This is a genomic window from Pseudomonas helmanticensis (genome assembly GCF_900182985.1).
GTDB classification, from domain to species: Bacteria; Pseudomonadota; Gammaproteobacteria; order Pseudomonadales; family Pseudomonadaceae; genus Aquipseudomonas; species Aquipseudomonas helmanticensis.
On record NZ_FXUY01000001.1, the window covers coordinates 1,740,829 to 1,758,366 of the forward strand.

The 17,538-nt window shown below is 61.1% G+C and carries 16 protein-coding genes; 7 read left to right on the forward strand and 9 right to left on the reverse strand.

All coding sequences use genetic code 11. The annotated features are described in order from the left end of the window. Positions 1-106: 106 nt before the first annotated feature. Complete coding sequence (locus tag QOL84_RS07780) at positions 107-1,522, forward strand: purine-cytosine permease family protein (RefSeq protein ID WP_129392714.1); 1,416 nt, start codon at positions 107-109, stop codon at positions 1,520-1,522. A gap of 66 nt (positions 1,523-1,588) precedes the next feature. Here QOL84_RS07780 and QOL84_RS07785 read toward each other — a convergent pair whose 3' ends face one another. Genes QOL84_RS07785 through QOL84_RS07795 form a run of 3 tightly spaced genes read right to left on the reverse strand, consistent with a single transcriptional unit; the run spans position 1,589 to position 3,797 of the window. Next, positions 1,589-2,452: an NmrA family NAD(P)-binding protein gene (locus tag QOL84_RS07785; protein WP_283436809.1), complete on the reverse strand. Its 864-nt coding sequence runs from the start codon at positions 2,450-2,452 to the stop codon at positions 1,589-1,591. A gap of 38 nt (positions 2,453-2,490) precedes the next feature. After that, complete coding sequence (locus QOL84_RS07790) at positions 2,491-3,027, reverse strand: carbonic anhydrase (protein ID WP_283436810.1); 537 nt, start codon at positions 3,025-3,027, stop codon at positions 2,491-2,493. A gap of 26 nt (positions 3,028-3,053) precedes the next feature. Continuing rightward, complete coding sequence (locus QOL84_RS07795) at positions 3,054-3,797, reverse strand: SDR family NAD(P)-dependent oxidoreductase (protein ID WP_283436811.1); 744 nt, start codon at positions 3,795-3,797, stop codon at positions 3,054-3,056. 164 nt (positions 3,798-3,961) lie between these two features. Between QOL84_RS07795 and QOL84_RS07800 the strand changes: the two genes are divergently transcribed. Together QOL84_RS07800 and QOL84_RS07805 are read left to right on the forward strand one after the other, a co-directional pair. Next, complete coding sequence (locus QOL84_RS07800) at positions 3,962-4,870, forward strand: LysR family transcriptional regulator (protein ID WP_283436812.1); 909 nt, start codon at positions 3,962-3,964, stop codon at positions 4,868-4,870. 1 nt (position 4,871) lies between these two features. After that, positions 4,872-5,495 carry a glutathione S-transferase family protein gene (locus QOL84_RS07805; RefSeq protein WP_283436813.1) on the forward strand — a complete coding sequence of 208 codons (624 nt, stop codon included), beginning with the start codon at positions 4,872-4,874 and terminating at the stop codon, positions 5,493-5,495. 62 nt (positions 5,496-5,557) lie between these two features. On the opposite strand, the gene QOL84_RS07810 is transcribed toward QOL84_RS07805, so the two are convergent. The 3 genes from QOL84_RS07810 to ptrR all read right to left on the reverse strand — a co-directional run bounded on the left by QOL84_RS07810 (position 5,558) and on the right by ptrR (position 7,768). Beyond that, positions 5,558-5,986: a TOBE domain-containing protein gene (locus tag QOL84_RS07810; RefSeq protein WP_283436814.1), complete on the reverse strand. Its 429-nt coding sequence runs from the start codon at positions 5,984-5,986 to the stop codon at positions 5,558-5,560. A gap of 140 nt (positions 5,987-6,126) precedes the next feature. Further along, the gene (locus QOL84_RS07815) at positions 6,127-6,807 is read right to left on the reverse strand and encodes a M24 family metallopeptidase (RefSeq protein ID WP_283436815.1); all 681 of its coding nucleotides are present in this window, start codon (positions 6,805-6,807) and stop codon (positions 6,127-6,129) included. Positions 6,808-6,889: 82 nt separating this feature from the next. Beyond that, positions 6,890-7,768 (reverse strand): putrescine utilization regulator PtrR, encoded by an 879-nt coding sequence (gene ptrR / locus QOL84_RS07820; protein ID WP_026000443.1) that lies wholly within the window; start codon positions 7,766-7,768, stop codon positions 6,890-6,892. A 103-nt stretch (positions 7,769-7,871) separates the two neighbouring features. On the opposite strand from ptrR, the gene QOL84_RS07825 reads away from it, so the two are divergent. From QOL84_RS07825 to QOL84_RS07835, 3 genes are all read left to right on the forward strand, one after another. Next, complete coding sequence (locus QOL84_RS07825) at positions 7,872-9,263, forward strand: aldehyde dehydrogenase family protein (RefSeq protein ID WP_283436816.1); 1,392 nt, start codon at positions 7,872-7,874, stop codon at positions 9,261-9,263. 145 nt (positions 9,264-9,408) lie between these two features. Further along, a complete protein-coding gene (locus QOL84_RS07830; protein ID WP_283436817.1) occupies positions 9,409-10,005 on the forward strand; it encodes a paraquat-inducible protein A in 597 nt (198 codons plus the stop codon). Then, entirely contained in the window at positions 10,002-10,688 is a 687-nt protein-coding gene (locus QOL84_RS07835; RefSeq protein WP_283436818.1) for a paraquat-inducible protein A, read from the forward strand. Before QOL84_RS07830 ends, QOL84_RS07835 begins: the two co-directional genes overlap by 4 nt. Here the strand turns inward: QOL84_RS07835 and ydiJ are convergent. Beyond that, positions 10,621-13,647, reverse strand: coding sequence for a D-2-hydroxyglutarate dehydrogenase YdiJ (gene ydiJ, locus QOL84_RS07840; RefSeq protein ID WP_283436819.1), 3,027 nt, complete (start codon positions 13,645-13,647; stop codon positions 10,621-10,623). The two genes, QOL84_RS07835 and ydiJ, sit on opposite strands and share 68 nt — an antisense overlap. Before the next feature lie 158 nt (positions 13,648-13,805). Here ydiJ and QOL84_RS07845 point away from each other — a divergent pair, with 158 nt between their 5' ends. After that, positions 13,806-14,690: a LysR substrate-binding domain-containing protein gene (locus QOL84_RS07845; RefSeq protein WP_283436820.1), complete on the forward strand. Its 885-nt coding sequence runs from the start codon at positions 13,806-13,808 to the stop codon at positions 14,688-14,690. 97 nt (positions 14,691-14,787) lie between these two features. Here QOL84_RS07845 and QOL84_RS07850 read toward each other — a convergent pair whose 3' ends face one another. Further along, positions 14,788-16,062 (reverse strand): glucarate dehydratase family protein, encoded by a 1,275-nt coding sequence (locus QOL84_RS07850; RefSeq protein WP_283436821.1) that lies wholly within the window; start codon positions 16,060-16,062, stop codon positions 14,788-14,790. Positions 16,063-16,092: 30 nt separating this feature from the next. Then, the gene (locus QOL84_RS07855; protein WP_283436822.1) at positions 16,093-17,460 is read right to left on the reverse strand and encodes an MFS transporter; all 1,368 of its coding nucleotides are present in this window, start codon (positions 17,458-17,460) and stop codon (positions 16,093-16,095) included. Positions 17,461-17,538: the final 78 nt, after the last annotated feature.

Sequence of the window (17,538 nt, forward strand, 5' to 3'; positions counted from 1 at the left end):
ATCTATCCCGATGCTTTGCACATGATCGCTTCAACAAGAATTGCGCCGCCCGTGCCGGCGCTTGCCGAAGTACGTCCACGTACTCATCCTTGCCTTGGAGTTCGTCATGGCTACCCCTGCAGCATCCTCCGCTCCGCTGATTGAAAAACACACGATAGGATACGTGCCCCCCGAAGATCGCCACGGAAAGGTCAGGGATCTGTTCACGCTCTGGTTCGGCGGCAACATCGCGCCGTTGCCCATCGTCACCGGTGCGCTGGGCGTGCAGTTGTTTCACTTGAATCTGGTCTGGGGCATCGTCGCGATACTCGTCGGCCATCTGGTCGGCGGCGTGCTGATGGCGTTGCACTCGGCGCAAGGCCCGCAAATGGGCATTCCGCAGATGATCCAGAGCCGCGCGCAGTTCGGCTCCCTCGGCGCGCTGCTGGTGGTGCTGATTGCCGGCGTCATGTACATCGGTTTCTTCGCCTCCAACATCGTTCTTGCCGGCAAGTCGTTGCACGGCGTGGCCGACAGCATTCCGGTGCCGGTCGGCATCGTTATCGGTGCCCTCGGTTCGGGGATCATCGGCATCATCGGCTACCGCTTCATCCACGTGCTCAACCGCATCGGCACCTGGGTGCTGGGAATCGGCATCGTCGTCGGTTTCGGCTACATCTTTACTCACATTCAAACCGATGATTTCCTCACCCGTGGCGGCTTCAACCTCTCCGGCTGGCTCGCCACCGTGTCGCTGGCGGCGTTGTGGCAAATCGCGTTTGCGCCGTACGTGTCCGACTATTCGCGCTACTTGCCGGCCGACGTCAAAGTCTCCTCGACGTTCTGGACGACGTATCTGGGTTCGGCGCTCGGTTCGAGCCTGGCGTTCATCTTCGGCGCCGTCGCTGTGCTCGCCACGCCCGTCGGCATGGACACCATGGATGCGGTGAAAATGGCCACCGGCTCCATCGGCCCGCTGATGCTGGTGCTGTTCCTGCTCAGCGTGATCAGCCACAACGCCCTCAACCTGTACGGCGCCGTGCTCTCGCTGATCACCTTGGTGCAGACCTTCGCCTACCGTTGGATCCCCACCGCCAAGAGCCGCGCGGTGATCTCGATCATCGTGCTGCTGGCCTGCTGCTTCGCCGCCGTCGGCGCCTCGAAGGACTTCATCGGCCACTTCGTCGACATGGTGTTGGTGCTGTTGGTGGTGTTGGTGCCGTGGACCGCAATCAACCTGATCGACTTCTACGCGATCCACAAAGGCAAGTACGACATCCAGTCGATCTTCCAGGTGGATGGCGGCATCTACGGCCGCTACAACCCACAGGCTTTGCTGGCTTATGCGATCGGCATCGCCGTGCAGATCCCGTTCATGAACACGCCGCTGTACGTCGGCCCGGTGTCGGCGCACATCAACGGCGCCGATCTGTCGTGGCTGGTGGGCTTGCTGGTGACCTCGCCGCTGTACTTCTGGCTGGCGAATCGGGATACGTCCTATCGTCGGCGGATGATGGGCGGGAAGTTGGCGAGCAGCGTGTAATCGTCATCGCCTGAACGTAAAAAGGGCCGGAACGCTGTGCAGCGAACCGGCCCTGTTTCGTTACTCTCAGATGAAGCGCTGGCGATGCTCCTCGATGAATTGCGCGGGTGTCTGCAATGGCTGACCGATGATGGCCGCCCCCGTATCGTCGAGACCCTCAAGGCGTTTTTCTCGCTGGTCGATTTTCACCGCGTTGAAATGTACGGCAAACGCGGGATCGCCATCGACGCCGAGCAGCCGGACAAACTCCTCGACTTCCACCTGCTCGAAACGTACCTCCTTGCCCAGCGTACTGCCCAACAACGCGGCGAGCTCGCGGTGGCTGTACTCGATCGGGCCGTGCAGCGCATACGCCTGACCGCCATGCCCTTCGGGCTTGAGCAGGACATTGGCGACCACCAGTGCGATATCACTGGCCGCCATGGGTGCAAAACGGCTGTCGGCGTCGAACGGTGTCAGGTAACGGCCTTCACGAATAAAGTCGGCGATGTAGAGCATCCATTGGGCGAAGAACGTCACGCGCAAATGCGTGGATGGAATGCCCGACCAGGTGAAAATCTGTTCCGACATCCAGTGGTTCAACGTCGCCTGACTGCGTGCATCGGGTCGCGATTGCTTGTGCGACATGTTGACGATGTGCTTGACGCCTTGCTCCTTCGCCGCCTGCGCAAACAACGCGGCGGCTTCGACCAGCCCATCGCTCAGCGGATAGCAAAAATAGGCGCCGTCCACGCCTTTCATGGCCGGGCGCAACGACTTCAGGTCGCGCAAGTTGCCGACGTGAATCTCGGCGCCCATGTCCTTGAGTTTTTGCGAGCGCTCGTCTTCACGACGGACCAGAGCTTTGACCCGGTGACCGCGCTCAAGCAGGGCTTTGACGGTTGGCGCGCCGGTGTCGCCGGTAGAACCTGTTACCAAAAACGTACTCATCGTATTTCTCCAGATCAATGTTATGAAAATCGGGGTTGTCAGGGACGCAAGCGACCGGCCGGCACCACGGTCTCGACCCGGCCGGTGGCGACGTCGTAGACCAGACCGCTGACGCTGAAACCAGCGGGCAACTGTGGGTTGGCTTGCAGCGCCGCGACATCGATGGCCACGGCCTGACGCGGGTCGTTTATCGCCAGTGATGGCAATTGTTCCGTGGCCACGCCCATGTACTGAGCGAGCAAATCCGGTGCGTGGTGCAGGCATCCGCGAATACCGCAATCGGTGTGCTGCAGGACGATCAAGTGCCAGCCTTCACCGAGCGCCGCGCCGCCCGCTTGCGAAACGCGGCCGAGGATTGCCAGCGTTTCAAACAGTGCCGGGGTGACCCGACCACCGACATTGCGGATCACCGCGGCCTCGCCGGGTTGCAGGCCAAGCACATCCACCGGATCGACACGCGGATCGACACAACCGACGATCAGCGCGCGCTGGGAAGGAATGATCTTCAATTCGGCCGAGAAGCCGTTGGCGGCAAACGCGGCATTGCGTTCGAGCAGGGTTTGCAGGAAGTCCATGGCACACCTCGATCAAGGATGGGTAATCAGCCGCGCTGTGGCAGACGCGTCGACATCAGCGCCTGAAGCTTTTGCGGGTCAGCGATGAACGCCTGATGAATGCTGCGCGATTGGGCGCCAGCGACGACCTCATCGTTGATGCCGGCCTCGATCGCATCCAGTGCGTCAGTCACCACCTCGAGCGGGCTCAGGCGTGGTTCCGGGAGCTTTGCGCCCATCGCCGTTTCGGTCTGCACCGCCAGCACGCCGACCACCTGAGTACCCTGCCCGGCCAACTCGGCACGCAAACTGCGCGTCAGTGACAGGCCCGCAGCTTTCGAGGCGGAGTACGTTGCTGCCATCGGCAGGCTAACCAGCGAGAGCATCGACAACATGTTCAACACCGCGCCACCGGAGGCCGCGAGAACCGGCGCGAACGCTCGGGTCAGGGCCAATGGGCCGAAGTAATTCACTTCCATTTCCAGGCGAGCGTCGAGCATGTCCGGCGCGCTGATGGCGCCGTCGAACGCGGCATACCCGGCGTTATTGATCAGCAACGTGACATCGGCGGCCACACTGGCAGCGGCAGCCACCTGATCGGGATCAGTCACGTCGAGCGGCAGCGGCACCAGGCGGCGATCACCGCTCTTGAGCAGGTCGGCCAGCGCAGCGGTGTCGCGCACGGCAACGTAGACTTTCGCCGCGCCACGCTTGAGCAGTTCTTCGGCAAAGGTACGGCCAATGCCGCGGTTGGCACCGGTGACCAGGGCAATCGAATGGGCGATTTGCATGATGTGTTCCTCGAAGCTCGATAAGGGCAAGTTGCGGAGTTGGCGGCCGTGCCGCGTGTCCGATGTGGCCAATATCCACGCTTCGACTCATGCTCGGTAGCCAGTGAATTGGGCTAAGATTTATCTCGATCCAGCATCAATCCTCCGCGCACACGGGAACCGGCATGCCACTCAAAGACCTTCACAGCCTGCGGCTCTACACCCGCGTCGCACGCCTGGGCAGTTTCTCGGCCGCCGCGCGCGAGGCGGGCCTGACGCAATCCCAGGTGTCGCGAATGATTGCCGAGCTGGAAGCCAGCCTCGGCGCCCGGCTGCTGTCGCGCACCACCCGCGCGGTGGTGCCGACCGAAGCGGGCCTGGAGTTTCTGGCGCGGATGGAGCCAATCCTTGCCGCCGTCGACGATGCGGAAAACAGCGTGCGCGAAACCGGTGAACTACGCGGATTGCTGCGCATCGGTATGCCGTCGACGATGGCTATTCGGGTGATCATCCCGCGCTTGTCAGCGTTCACCGAACGCCACCCGCAACTGCACCTCGAACTGATGCTCGAAGATCAGTGGCAGGACATGGTCAAGGAAGCGGTCGATGTCGGGATTCGCGTCGGTAAACTGCCGGATCTGGCCGGCACGGCGAAGCTGATTGGCAGCATGCAACGAATCGTCGTGGCGTCCGCCGCCTATCTCGCGCGGCACGGCACGCCGCAACGCCCCGAGGAACTGGAACAACACCGGATCATCGGCGGGCCGGCGGCGGCGCAGGCTTCATCCTGGCAATTCGAGCGCGACGGCGCGACCACGTCGGTCAGTCTGACGGCGCAGATTTCGGTCAACGATACTGCCGGCGCATTGGCCGCGGCCGTGGCTGACTTGGGAGTCACCTCGACCACGTCCTGGGCCTGCGCGCAGGAGGTGCAGGACGGCACATTGCTGCAGTTATTGCCGGCATGGAAAATGGCCGACTTGCCGGTTCATGCCTACTTTCCCATGGGCCGCGCGACACGTCTGGCGGCGCGCGCGTTCGCTGATTTTCTCGCCAGCGCACTCGAACAACCACCCACCCTTTCAGGGCAATGACATGCTGCGAATACTCGGCAAGGCCTCATCGATCAACGTGCGCAAAGTGCTGTGGACTTGCGCCGAATTGCACATCCCGTTCGAGCGTGAAGACTGGGGTTCGGGGTTCAAATCGACGAATACCCCGGAGTTCCTCGCGCTGAACCCGTGCGCGATGGTGCCGGTGATTGAGGACGGGGATTTCACGCTGTGGGAATCGAATACGATCATCCGTTATCTGGTCGCGCGTTACGGCGGCGCGCAGCTTTATCCGGCTGAGCCGATGGCCCGGGCGCGGGTCGATCAGTGGATTGACTGGCAGGCTGCGGAGCTGAATCGCTCGTGGTCGTATCCGCTGATGTCCCTGGTGCGCAAGTCGCCGGATTATCAGGACAGCGCTGCGCTGGCGGTCGGGATCGAACAATGGTCGAAGAACATGCAGATTCTTGATCGCCAGCTGCAATCGACCGGTGCTTACGTCAGTGGCGAAGAGTTTTCACTGGCCGATATCCCGATCGGGTTGTCGGTGAATCGCTGGTTTGAAACGCCGCTGAAACATCCGCACTTGCCCGCCGTCAGCGCCTACTACGATCGCTTGAACCAGCGCGAGGGCTATCGCCTGTACGGGCGAAACGGCACGCCATGACGCAAAAAGCCGCTGATCCCGAATCGCGGAATCAGCGGTTTTTTATTTGCCTGAAAGCTAAATCAGGCTGGAACGCCCAGGATGATGTGCGAAGCCTTGATCACCGCCGTGGCGCTGACGCCTTTGGCCAGGCCCAGCTCGGTAACGGCATCGCGGGTCACGATCGAGTAGACCTTGGAGCCGCCAGCCAGCTCGATGACCACTTCGGCGTTGACCGCACCGTCAGTCACGCTCAGCACTTTGCCTTCCAGGCAGTTGCGCGCCGAGAGGCGGATGTCGCTGGACTCGGTCATCAGCATGACCCATGGCGCCTTGACCAGCGCAACGGCTTCTTTGCCGACGGCGATGCCGAGGTTCTTGATGCTTTCCATGGTCACGACTGCAACCAACAGCTCACCGCCAGCCAGGGTCAGTACCACTTCGGCGTTGACGGCGCCGGCCTGAACATTGCTGACTTTGCCTTTGAATACGTTGCGTGCACTGACTTTCATGCTGGACGTCCTGTTTTTTGACTTTGGAGTTAGGAAACGGCGTGCATCATCGAAGTTGACGCTATATAAAAACAACTACAGCGCTGCGCCCTGTTGTCACGCCCCCTACATAAAAGCACGCTCTCAAAAAACAGCACGACTCAGATCAGCAGATCTTCATAGAACGCACCGAACGGTCGCGTCGGATGAGCGATCTGGATTTCCAGAATCCACACGCCGGCATTCGGTGCCTGCTCGAAATCGCCAAGGTCGCCGCCACGGTGAATCGCATGCGGAAAATCACTGACCCGATGCCCCTTGATATTCAGGTTCAACATCCAGCCCATCGCCTCGGCTTGATCCGTCGCATAGCGGTAAAGCTCAACCCCGGATACACCCTCACGCCAGAACGCCTCGACCCGGTCGAACAGCGCTTTGGCCGCTGCCGCGCAGGCTTTCATTTCCGGGTCCGATCCGCTGGTGTAAGTCGCCCCCGCATCACCTTCGTGGCCCTGCCAGACCACACCCATGTCGATGAAGAAAATGTCGTCTTCACCGAGCACCGGATCGCCGTCGGAGCGCTGCTTGAAGGTTTTCAGGGTGTTGGCGCCGAAGCGAATCAGCAGCGGATGCCAGATCCGGTCCATGCCCAGTTCGGCGAGGATTTCCTTGCCACGCGCCGTCGCTTCGGACTCCAGCATGCCCGGTTTGATCACTGCGGCGATGGCATCGACGGCCTTCCAGGTCAGCTGCTGGGCATGGCGCATGGTGTCCAGGACAAAACGTTCGCCGACCGCCTCCTTACCGCTCAGGGCTGCATTTTCGCTCAGGGCTGTACTCATTTCCTCGTCCTCATGGCTGCGCTGTATAGTTTTTTATATTGCGAAACTTCGATAAAGATACAGCCATGACACAAAGTGTCAATTACTCTTCTGCGCGCACCACGCCACGCTCTTCGAGCAGCCGCACGAACATGCTCAAACTGCGCGACACCGTCCCCCGACGCCATACCAGCCACGTCGTCAGGTAGCGAAAATCCGCCGCCAGCGGCCAGACGCTGACGGTTGCACTGCCCGGCATGCTCTGCAGCATCTTGCGTGGCATCAGGGCCAGACCGGCACCAGCGCTGACGCAGGCGAGCATGCCGTGATACGACTCCATTTCGAAGATTTTGCCGGGCACGGCGGCGTCGGTACTGAACCATTTCTCAAAGTGATGCCGGTAGGAGCAGTTGGAGCGGAAGGCATAGATGTTCTCGCCATTCACATCCGCCGCACGCTTTACCGGAGCGTGATTGAGCGGCGCGATGATGACCATTTCTTCCTCGAAGGCCGGCACGCCTTCCAGCGTCGGATGCAGCACCGGGCCGTCGACGAATGCTGCCGCGAGACGCCCGGAAAGCACGCCGTCGATCATCGTCCCGGACGGCCCGGTGGAAAGGTCCAGATCAACTTTCGGGTGCAACTGGTTATAAGCCGCGAGCAGTTCGGGAATGCGCACCGCCGCCGTGCTTTCCAGCGAACCCAAAGGAAACGCGCCCTGCGGTTCTTCGCCCGCTACGGTGGCGCGCGCTTCTTGTACCAGGTCGAGAATGCGCCGCGCGTACTCGAGAAAACTCCACCCCGCCGGCGACAGGCGCAAACGGCTTTTCTCGCGAATAAACAGATCGACACCGAGATCCTGCTCAAGCTGCTTGATCCGCGTGGTCAGGTTCGACGGCACGCGATGGATCTGCGCAGCGGCGGCGCTGATGCTGCCGTGCTCGGCAACGGCCTTGAAAATTTCCAGTTGCACCAGATCCACAGTCATTCTCCAATCGTGAAAGAAACGATCTTTATTATTCAGTTTCCAGAAAACAAACACCACCCTACTCTAGGCTCATCCGACGAACATGCAGGACGAAGCCATGAGCCAGATTTCCAGCCAGACCCACGCCATCTCGATCAACCCAGCCACCGGCGAGCAGATCGGCCATTACGCCTTTGAATCCGCCGCCGCCCTCGATGCCGCGCTGACTCGTGCAGCCTTTGGCTTCGGCAAGTGGAAGCGCAAGCCGTTGCAGGATCGTTCGCGCCTGTTGACCGCTCTGGCCGCTGCGCTGCGTGAAACCAGCGATGCCATGGCGACGATGATCACTCAGGAAATGGGCAAGCCGATCGCTCAGGCTCGCGGCGAAATCGAGAAATGCGCCAAGCTCTGCGAGTGGTACGCCGAAAACGGGCCGGCCATGCTCGACGCGGAACCGACTCAGGTCGAAGGCGGCAAGGCGCGCATCGAGTACCGCCCACTCGGCCCGATCCTCGCCGTGATGCCGTGGAACTTCCCGATCTGGCAAGTGCTGCGCGGCGCCGTGCCAGCGCTGATCGCCGGCAACACCTACGTGCTCAAGCACGCGCCGAATGTGATGGGCAGCGCCTACCTGTTGCGCGATGCCTTCACCCGCGCCGGTTTCGCCGAAGGCGTGTTTGAAGTGATCAACGTCACCCCGCAAGGCGTGTCCAGCGCCATCGCTGACCCGCGCATTGCCGCTGTGACGCTGACCGGCAGCGTGCGTGCCGGCATGGCCATCGGCGCGCAGGCCGGTGCTGCATTGAAGAAATGCGTATTGGAATTGGGCGGTTCCGACCCGTTCATCGTGCTCAACGATGCCAATCTGGATGAAGCGGTACAAGCTGCGGTCATCGGTCGTTACCAGAACTCCGGTCAAGTTTGCGCAGCGGCAAAACGCTTGATCATCGAAGAAGGCGTGGTTGAAGAATTCACTCGCAAATTCGTCGAAGCCACACGCAAGCTGAAAGTCGGCGATCCGTTGGCCGCCGACACGTACATCGGCCCGATGGCGCGCTTCGACCTGCGCGACGAACTCGATCAGCAAGTGCGCGACACCCTGGAAGAAGGCGCGACGCTATTGCTTGGCGGCGGCAAAGCCGCAGGCGCTGGCAACTATTACGAACCCACCGTGCTGGCCGACGTCACCGACCGCATGACCTCGTTCAAACAGGAACTGTTCGGCCCGGTCGCGTCGATCATCACCGCCCGCGATTGCGCCCACGCAGTAGCGCTGGCCAACGACAGCGAGTTCGGCCTGACCGCGACGATCTACACCGCCAACGTGCAACTGGCCCAGCAACTGACCAGTGAACTGGAAACCGGCGGCGTGTTCATCAACGGCTACTCCGCCAGCGACCCGCGCGTGACCTTCGGCGGCGTGAAAAAAAGCGGTTTCGGCCGCGAGCTGTCGCACTTCGGCGTACGCGAATTCTGCAACGCGCAAACCGTGTGGCTCGATCGCAAGTAACCGACCTGACGCCATGTAGGAGCTGCCGAAGGCTGCGATCTGTTGATCTTGTCTTTTAAAAAACAACATCAAAAGATCGCAGCCTGCGGCAGCTCCTACGGGGGAGCGTCTATAGTGATCAGGTCTTTGCTGTCGAGCGTTGTCCATGGTCAACACTGAACACCTGATCATCTGCGAGCACTGCGATTGTGTGTATGAAAAAGCCGTGCTCGGCAAACACCAGAAAACCCTGTGCGCACGCTGCGGCGGTGTCCTGCAGCGTTTCAACGGCCTGAGCGTCGAACAACGCCTGGCGTTGACGTTCACGGCCGCCATGTTGTGGCTGTTCGCCAATTTCTACCCGGTGATGAGCATCAGCATGAAAGGCCTGAAAAACAGCGCGACGCTGTGGGACTCGGTGCTGGCGCTGAGTCAGGGGCCGATTACCTTTATCGCCATGGTTGCGGCCATTGCCATCATCATTGCGCCGGCGTTTCAACTGGTGTTGCTGGTGTGGGTGCTGAGCTTCGCGCTCTCCTCGCGACGGGCGCCGGGGTTCAAGCTGTGCATGCGCTGGCTGGAAACCCTGCGCCCGTGGAGCATGCTTGAAGTGTGTCTGCTGGGCGCGATGGTGGCAGTGTTCAAACTCGCCGGACTGCTCGACGTGTTGCCCGGCATCGGCCTGTTTGCGCTGGCGGTGCTGAGCCTGATGATGATCCGCATTGCCGGCCGCGACATTCGCGATCTCTGGGACATTCTATGAAGCGGCCACCGACTGCCAGCGAACTCGACCTGTGCCTGTGCCACAGCTGCGGGCTGGCCTGCGACATGACTGGCGAGCCGCACGAATGCCCGCGTTGCGATGCGCCGCTGCATCGGCGCAAGACCAACTCGCTGACGCGCACCTGGGCCTACATGCTCGCCGCGCTGGCATTTTATGTGCCGGCCAATCTGCTGCCGGTGATGAACACCACCATGCTCGGCAGTGGCGCCGACAGCACAATCATGAGCGGCGTCCTGGAGTTCTGGGAAGCGGGCGCGTGGGATATCGCGCTGATCATTTTCATCGCCAGTATCGCCGTGCCGGGGATCAAGTTCGTCGCCCTGACGTTACTGCTGACTACCGTACAGCGTGACAGCGCCTGGGCGCGCAAGGAGCGTTCAAAGCTGTACCGCTTCGTCGAGCTGATCGGTTACTGGTCGATGCTCGACGTGCTGGTGGTGGCGTTGGTCGCGGCGCTGGTGAAATTCCAGGCCCTGGGCGACATCGAGCCACGACCGGGCATCCTGTTTTTCGGCCTGGTCGTGGTGTTCACCATGCTCGCGGCGATGAGCTTCGATCCACGGCTGATCTGGGACAAGGACTCGGACCAATCGCTCAGCGACGCTGAACCTCAAGCAGCACCTGCAACGGATGGCGCAGCGCCTGATCCGACTGGCGCTTGACCTGACTGCGGCAGGAATAACCGGTGGCCAGCGCTTCACCCTTCTCCGAGGGCGCCTCGACCTGACGCGCCCACGATTGCTCGTAGATCACCGCCGAGGTTTCACGGTTGCGTGCCTCATGGCCGTAAGTGCCGGACATGCCGCAGCAACCAGTGGCCTGCGTCGCCAACTTCAAACCGGCACGCTCGAACACTTGCTCCCATTGGCGAGTCGCGGCCGGGGCGTTGGTTTTCTCGGTGCAATGCGCGAGCAGACGGAACGACGCGGCGTTATCTTCTGACGCCTGCTGCGGCATCACCTTGAGCAACCATTCCTGCAGCAGAGCAACTTCCGGGCAATCCTGCATACCCGGCACTTTCAAGTATTCCTGGCGATAAACCAGGGTCATCGCCGGATCCAGCCCGAGCAGCGGCACACCCACATTGGCCAACTCACCCAACTGGCGGGCATTGCGCAACGCCGCACGGTTGAACGCCGACAGGAAGCCTTGCACATGCAGCGGCTTGCCGTTGGCACTGAACGGTGCCAGGTAAACCTGATAGCCCAACCGCGAAATCAGTTCGACCAGATCCGCCAGCAACGGCGCCTCGAAGTAACGGGTGAAGGCGTCCTGCACGATGACCACGCTGCGCTCGCGTTGCGCCTGGGTCAGCGCCGACAAGGTCGCGACCGTTGCCGGTTGCACCTGCCAACGACGCAGCGCCGCATGGAAATCGAAGCGACTGAGCAGCGGCACATCGACCATGCCGCCGGCACGTTCGAGCACACTGCGCAGCCACGCAGCGCCCATCAAACCGTTATACAACGCCGGAATCCGCGCCATGTAGGGGATGCTGTATTCCAGCGAGGCGATCAGATAATCCCGCGCCGGGCGCAGATAACGGCTGTGATACAGCTCAAGAAACCGCGAACGAAACTCCGGCACGTTGACCTTCACCGGGCACTGGCCTGCGCAGGATTTACACGCCAGGCAACCGGCCATGGCGTCGTAGACCTCATGGGAGAAGTCTTCGGATTGTGCCCGGGTATTGCGCCAGCGCTGCCACAGCGTGCTGAAAAACGCTGGTTGGCGAACGGCACTGGACAACACATCGACCCCCGCCTCGCCCTGCAAACGCAACCATTCGCGGATCAACGACGCACGGCCCTTGGGCGATTGCGCACGTTCGCGGGTGGCTTTCCACGACGGGCACATGGCGTCGTCGGGATCAAAGTTGTAGCAGGCGCCGTTACCGTTGCAGTGCATGGCGGCGCCGTAGTCTTGCCAGACTTTCTCGTCAATCTGTCGATCCAGTTCACCGCGCAGGGTGACTTCGTCGATTTTCAGCAGGGCCGCCCCGCTGTTGGCAGGCGTGGCGATTTTGCCCGGATTGAATTGGTTGAACGGATCGAACGCGGCTTTCAGGGCTTGCAGCGCCGGATACAACTCGCCGAAAAACGCCGGCGCATATTCCGAACGCAAGCCTTTGCCGTGCTCGCCCCAGAGCAAGCCGCCGTAACGCTGGGTCAGCGCCGCGACGCCATCGGAGACCGGGCGCACCAAGGCCGCTTGCTGCGGATCTTTCATGTCGAGAATCGGCCTTACGTGCAGCACGCCGGCATCGACGTGACCGAACATGCCGTACTGCAAACCGTGGCTGTCGAGCAGGTCGCGTAACTCGGCGATGTACTCGGCCAAGTGCTGCGGCGGCACCGCAGTGTCTTCGACAAACGGTTGTGGCCGCGCCTCACCGGCAACGTTGCCGAGCAGACCGACTGCACGTTTGCGCATGCCGTAGACCTTGTTGACTGCCGCGTGCCCGACCGCCAGGGTATGGCCTAATCGCTCGACCGTGCGGTCGCGGCTCAAGTGCCCGACAAACGCCTCGACCCGACGTTGCAAGTCTTCGGGATCATCGCCGCAGAACTCGACCAGGTTGATGCCCAACGTCGGCCGCTCGGCGCTTTGCGGAAAGTATTCGGCGACGCCGTGCCAGACGATGTCCTGCATCGCCAGCAGCAAGACTTTTGAATCCACCGTTTCAATCGACAACGGCTTCAGCGCCATCAACGCGCGGGCATCGCGCAAGGCGTCCATGAAACCGCCGTAGCGGATATTCACCAGCATTGTGTACTTGGGAATCGGCAACACATTCAGCCGCGCCTCGACGACGAAACCCAGCGAACCTTCAGCGCCGCAAAGCACGCTGTTGAGGTTGAAGCGCTGATCCGCCTCGCGCAGGTGCGCCAGGTCATAACCGGTCAGGCAGCGATTGAGATCGGGAAAACGCGCTTTGATCAGCTCACCCTGTTCATCAATGATCTGCCGCGCGCAGCGATAGACTTCACCGACGCGATCTTCGCGCGCGCACAACGCTTCAAGCTCACTTTCTTCAAGGGGCAAACCGTGCAGACGCTCGCCTCCGCGCAAGACCATGTCGAGTTCAAGCACATGATCACGGGTCTTGCCGTAGGTGCAACTGCCCTGGCCGCTGGCGTCGGTGTTGATCATGCCGCCGACCGTGGCGCGGTTGGAGGTCGACAGTTCCGGGGCGAAGAACAGCCCGGCGGATTTCAATGCGGCGTTGAGCTGATCCTTGACCACCCCGGCCTGCACCCGCACCCAGCGTTGCTCGACGTTGATTTCAAGGATGCGGTTCATGTGTCGCGACAGATCAACGACGATGCCATCGGTCAGCGACTGGCCGTTGGTGCCGGTGCCACCGCCCCGTGGGGTGATCACCACTTGCCGGAAAGCCGGTTCGGCAATCAGTCGCGCCACTCGCGCGACGTCCTCGGCGTCCAGCGGAAACACCGCCGCTTGCGGCAGACGCTGATAGATCGAGTTGTCAGTCGCGAGCACCACGCGGCTGGCGTAATCGGCGCTGATTTCACCGCGAAAGCCGCTGGCCTCCAGGGCTTTGAGGAACTGCTGGTAATCAGTGGTCAGGGCTTGTGCGGGCGACAGCTGGGCAATCATCGGTCAGGGTATCTCGGTCAAAATCGGGCCGTGTGGCGGTGAACAGTTGTACGCAAGGAATGATTGCGTCAGGCTCCGCCATCTAATGGCGCCCATGTTCATTGCTGCAGGACATCGGGACAACCGTAAATTCGACCCGCTATTGATGACTTTTACGAATGAATCCGCGCACGCTCACCCCCTCCATGTCGTTATTGCTGGCTTTCGAGGCTGCCGCGCGCCACGAAAGCTACACCCGCGCCGCCCATGAACTGTCGCTGACGCAAAGTGCGGTCAGCCGGCAGGTGCAGATTCTCGAGAAAATGCTCGGCATGCGCCTGTTCACTCGCGAAGGTCGGCAAGTGGTGCTGACCGACGTCGGGCGCATGTATCAGCGTGAACTCGCGGAAGCGCTGGGGCAGATTCGCAGTGCGACGTTGCAGGCGATGGCCTTTGGTTCGGGCATTCACAGTTTGCGCTTGGCGACGCTGCCGACTTTTGGTTCGAAATGGCTGTTGCCGCGCCTGAAGGATTTCTACACCGCGCATCCGGGCATGACCGTGCACTTGCATTCGCGTATCGAAGCGATCGACTTTGATACCAGCGAAATCGACGCGGCGATTTGCGTTGGCGGCGGTGACTGGCCGGGGCTGACCGCCCTGCCCCTGCACACCGAAGAACTGGTGGTGATTGCCAGCGCGCAGCTGTCCTCGGCTGAACGCGACGACGCCGAACAACAGATTGCCGGGCAACTGCTGCTCAATGTCAGCAGCAATGCGCAGGCGTGGGCGGAGTGGTTCAGCCATCACGGCCTGCCACATCGCAGCATGCGTATCGGCCCGAGTTTTGAAATGACTTCGCACCTGATTCAGGCGGTGCGGGCGAATATTGGTGTGGGGTTGGTGCCGAGGATTCTGGTGGAGGATGAGTTGCACAGTGGCGAGCTGCTGCAATTGGGTGAGCCGATTACCAGTCGGCGCAGCTATTACCTGGTGTATCCGCCGCGCAATGAGAATTTGCCGTCACTGAAAGCGTTTCGCGATTGGCTGCTAGAAACGTTGTAACCGTGAGGACGCCAATCGCCAGCAGGCTCACTCCTACAGTTGGAACGCGTTTCCCTGTAGGAGTGAGCCTGCTCGCGATGGCGCCTATTCAGGCACCTCAAAACCTCGGTTTGACCGCCTTCCAGTCCGGCTTGTACCGCTGCATCTGTCGCACATCATCACGCTGGCGAATCCCGCACGTCAGGTACTGATCATGCAGCTTGCCCAACTGCTCATGATCCAGTTCCAGGCCAAGCCCCGCTGCCCGGCTGATCTTCACGCAGCCATCGACAATCGACAGCTTGCCACCCTTGATCACCTCTTCATCCGGCTCCTGCCACGGGTAATGGGTGTCGCAGGCGTAATCCAGATTCGGCACGGCCGCCGCCACATGCGCCATCGCCATCAGGCTGATGCCCAAGTGCGAGTTGGAATGCATCGACACGCCGAGGCCAAACACGTCGCACATCTTCGCCAGCGCCTGCGTGTCGCGCAGGCCGCCCCAGTAATGGTGGTCGGCGAGAACAATCTGCACGCTGTTCTGCGCGACACTGCGACGGAACTCGTCGAAGTCGGTGACCACCATGTTGGTCGCCAGCGGCAGACCGGTGCGCTTGTGCAGCTCGGCCATGCCATCGAGACCCGGGGTCGGGTCTTCGTAATACTGCAGATCATCGCCGAGCAATTCGGCCATGCGAATAGACGTTTCCAGCGACCAGTTGCCATTCGGATCGATGCGCAGCGGATAGCCCGGGAAGGCTTTTTTCAAGGCTTTGATGCATGCCACCTCATGCTCCGGCGGCAACGTGCCGGCCTTGAGTTTGATGCTTTTGAAACCGTACGCCTCGATCATCCGCGCAGCCTGCGCGACGATTTGCTGCTCGCTGAGCGCCTCGCCCCAGTTGTCCGGTTTGTACGGCGAATCGACATGTTGCGCGTACTTGAAGAACAAATAAGCGCTGAACGGCACCTCATCGCGAATCGCGCCGCCGAGCAGGTCCACCAGCGGCACATTCAGGTAATGCGCCTGCAAATCGAGAAATGCCACTTCGAACGCCGAATAGGCGTTGCTCACCGCTTTGCTGGCGTGGGAACCGGGCGCCAGTTCGGCACCGGCGATGCTCGCAGGTTTATTGGCGGCAACGGTGGCCTGGACGATCGCGCGCAATTGGTTGAGGTTGAACGGATCGAGGCCGATCAGTTGCACCTGCAACTGCTGTTGGATCGCCAGCGCCGGGGCATCGCCATAGCTTTCGCCGAGGCCTATGTAGCCGTTGTCGCTTTCGATCTCGATGATCGAGCGCAGCGCAAAGGGTTCGTGGATGCCGCTGGCGTTGAGCAGCGGCGGATCACGGAAGGCAATCGGGGTCACGGTGACACGGGTGATTTTCAAGATAACGCTCCTGACAGATCAACAATCAATTCAATGGCTCGCAGCCGGGCTGGCCGTCGCGACAACGGCGGTGTCGTCATAGGGCTTTGCCGGGGTTTTGCCTTTGGCACCCGGCGCCGTGCGGGCAAAGAAAATCACCACCGCTGCGATCAGCGACGTGCCAGCCAAGCCATACAGGCCGCCCTCGATAGAGCCGGTGGTTTGTTCGAGAAAACCAAATGCAGTCGGCGCGACGAAACCGCCGAGATTGCCAATAGAATTGATCAGCGCGATCACCGCAGCGGCGATGCGCGCATCCAGATAGCTTTGCGGAATTGGCCAGAACAATGCCGACGCTGCCTTGAAACCGATGGCGGCGAAGCAGATTGCGACGAAGGCGAAAATCGGCCCGCCAGTGGTCGACATGAACATGCCGATGGCCGCGATCACCAGCGTTAGCGCGACCCACGCCTGTTGGAACTTCCATTTACCGGCCATCGCCGCAAAGCCGTACATGGCGACAATCGAAATGATCCACGGTATCGAGTTGAGCAGGCCAACCTGGAAATCGCCGAGATTGCCCATCTTTTTGATCATGCTCGGCAGCCAGAACGTCGCGCCGTAAATGGTCAGGGCAATGGAGAAGTAGATGAAACAGAACAGCGCAATCTGCCGATCCGCCAACAGCTTGAACATCGACGGCTTGGCGATCTGCACCGCTTCACGGGCCTGCTGCTCTTCGGCAATCGCCGCGACCAGTGCTTCGCGCTCCTCTTCACTCAGCCACTTGGCCTGACGCGGATGCGATTGCAGCCAGAACCAGACAAACCCGCAAAGCACCACCGACGCCGCGCCCTCGATCAAGAACATCCACTGCCAGCCGTGCAGGCCCAACCCGCTGATGTGCAGCAGCGCACCGGAGACCGGGCCGGAGATCACCGAGGCAATCGCCGAACCGCTGAGAAACACCGCCATGGTCTTGCCGCGCTCGGAGGCCGGCAGCCACTGCGTGAAGTAGTAAATGATCCCCGGAAAGAACCCCGCCTCGGCCGCGCCGAGAATAAAGCGCAGCACATAGAAACTGGTTTCGCCTCTGACAAACGCCATGGCCATGGCGGCGGCGCCCCAGGTAAACATGATCCGCGTCAGCCACACCCGTGCGCCGTAACGTTGCAGAAGCATGTTGGACGGCACTTCGAACAGCGCGTAGCCCACAAAGAACAAACCGGCGCCGAGGCCGTAAGCCGCCGCACCGATGCCCAGATCGGTTTCCATGTGACTGCGCACGAAACCGATGTTGACCCGATCGATGTAGTTGACGATGAACATCACCACGAACAGCGGCAGCACGTGGCGCTTGACCTTGGCGGCGGCACGGGCGAGAACCGTGACGTCCAGCGGATTCTGGAGGGTTTTCAAGGGGCGACTCCCGATCTTGTTTTTTTAGGGATGGCGTAAAGCGATGGACCGATCATGGACGGCGATCATTGATCCCGT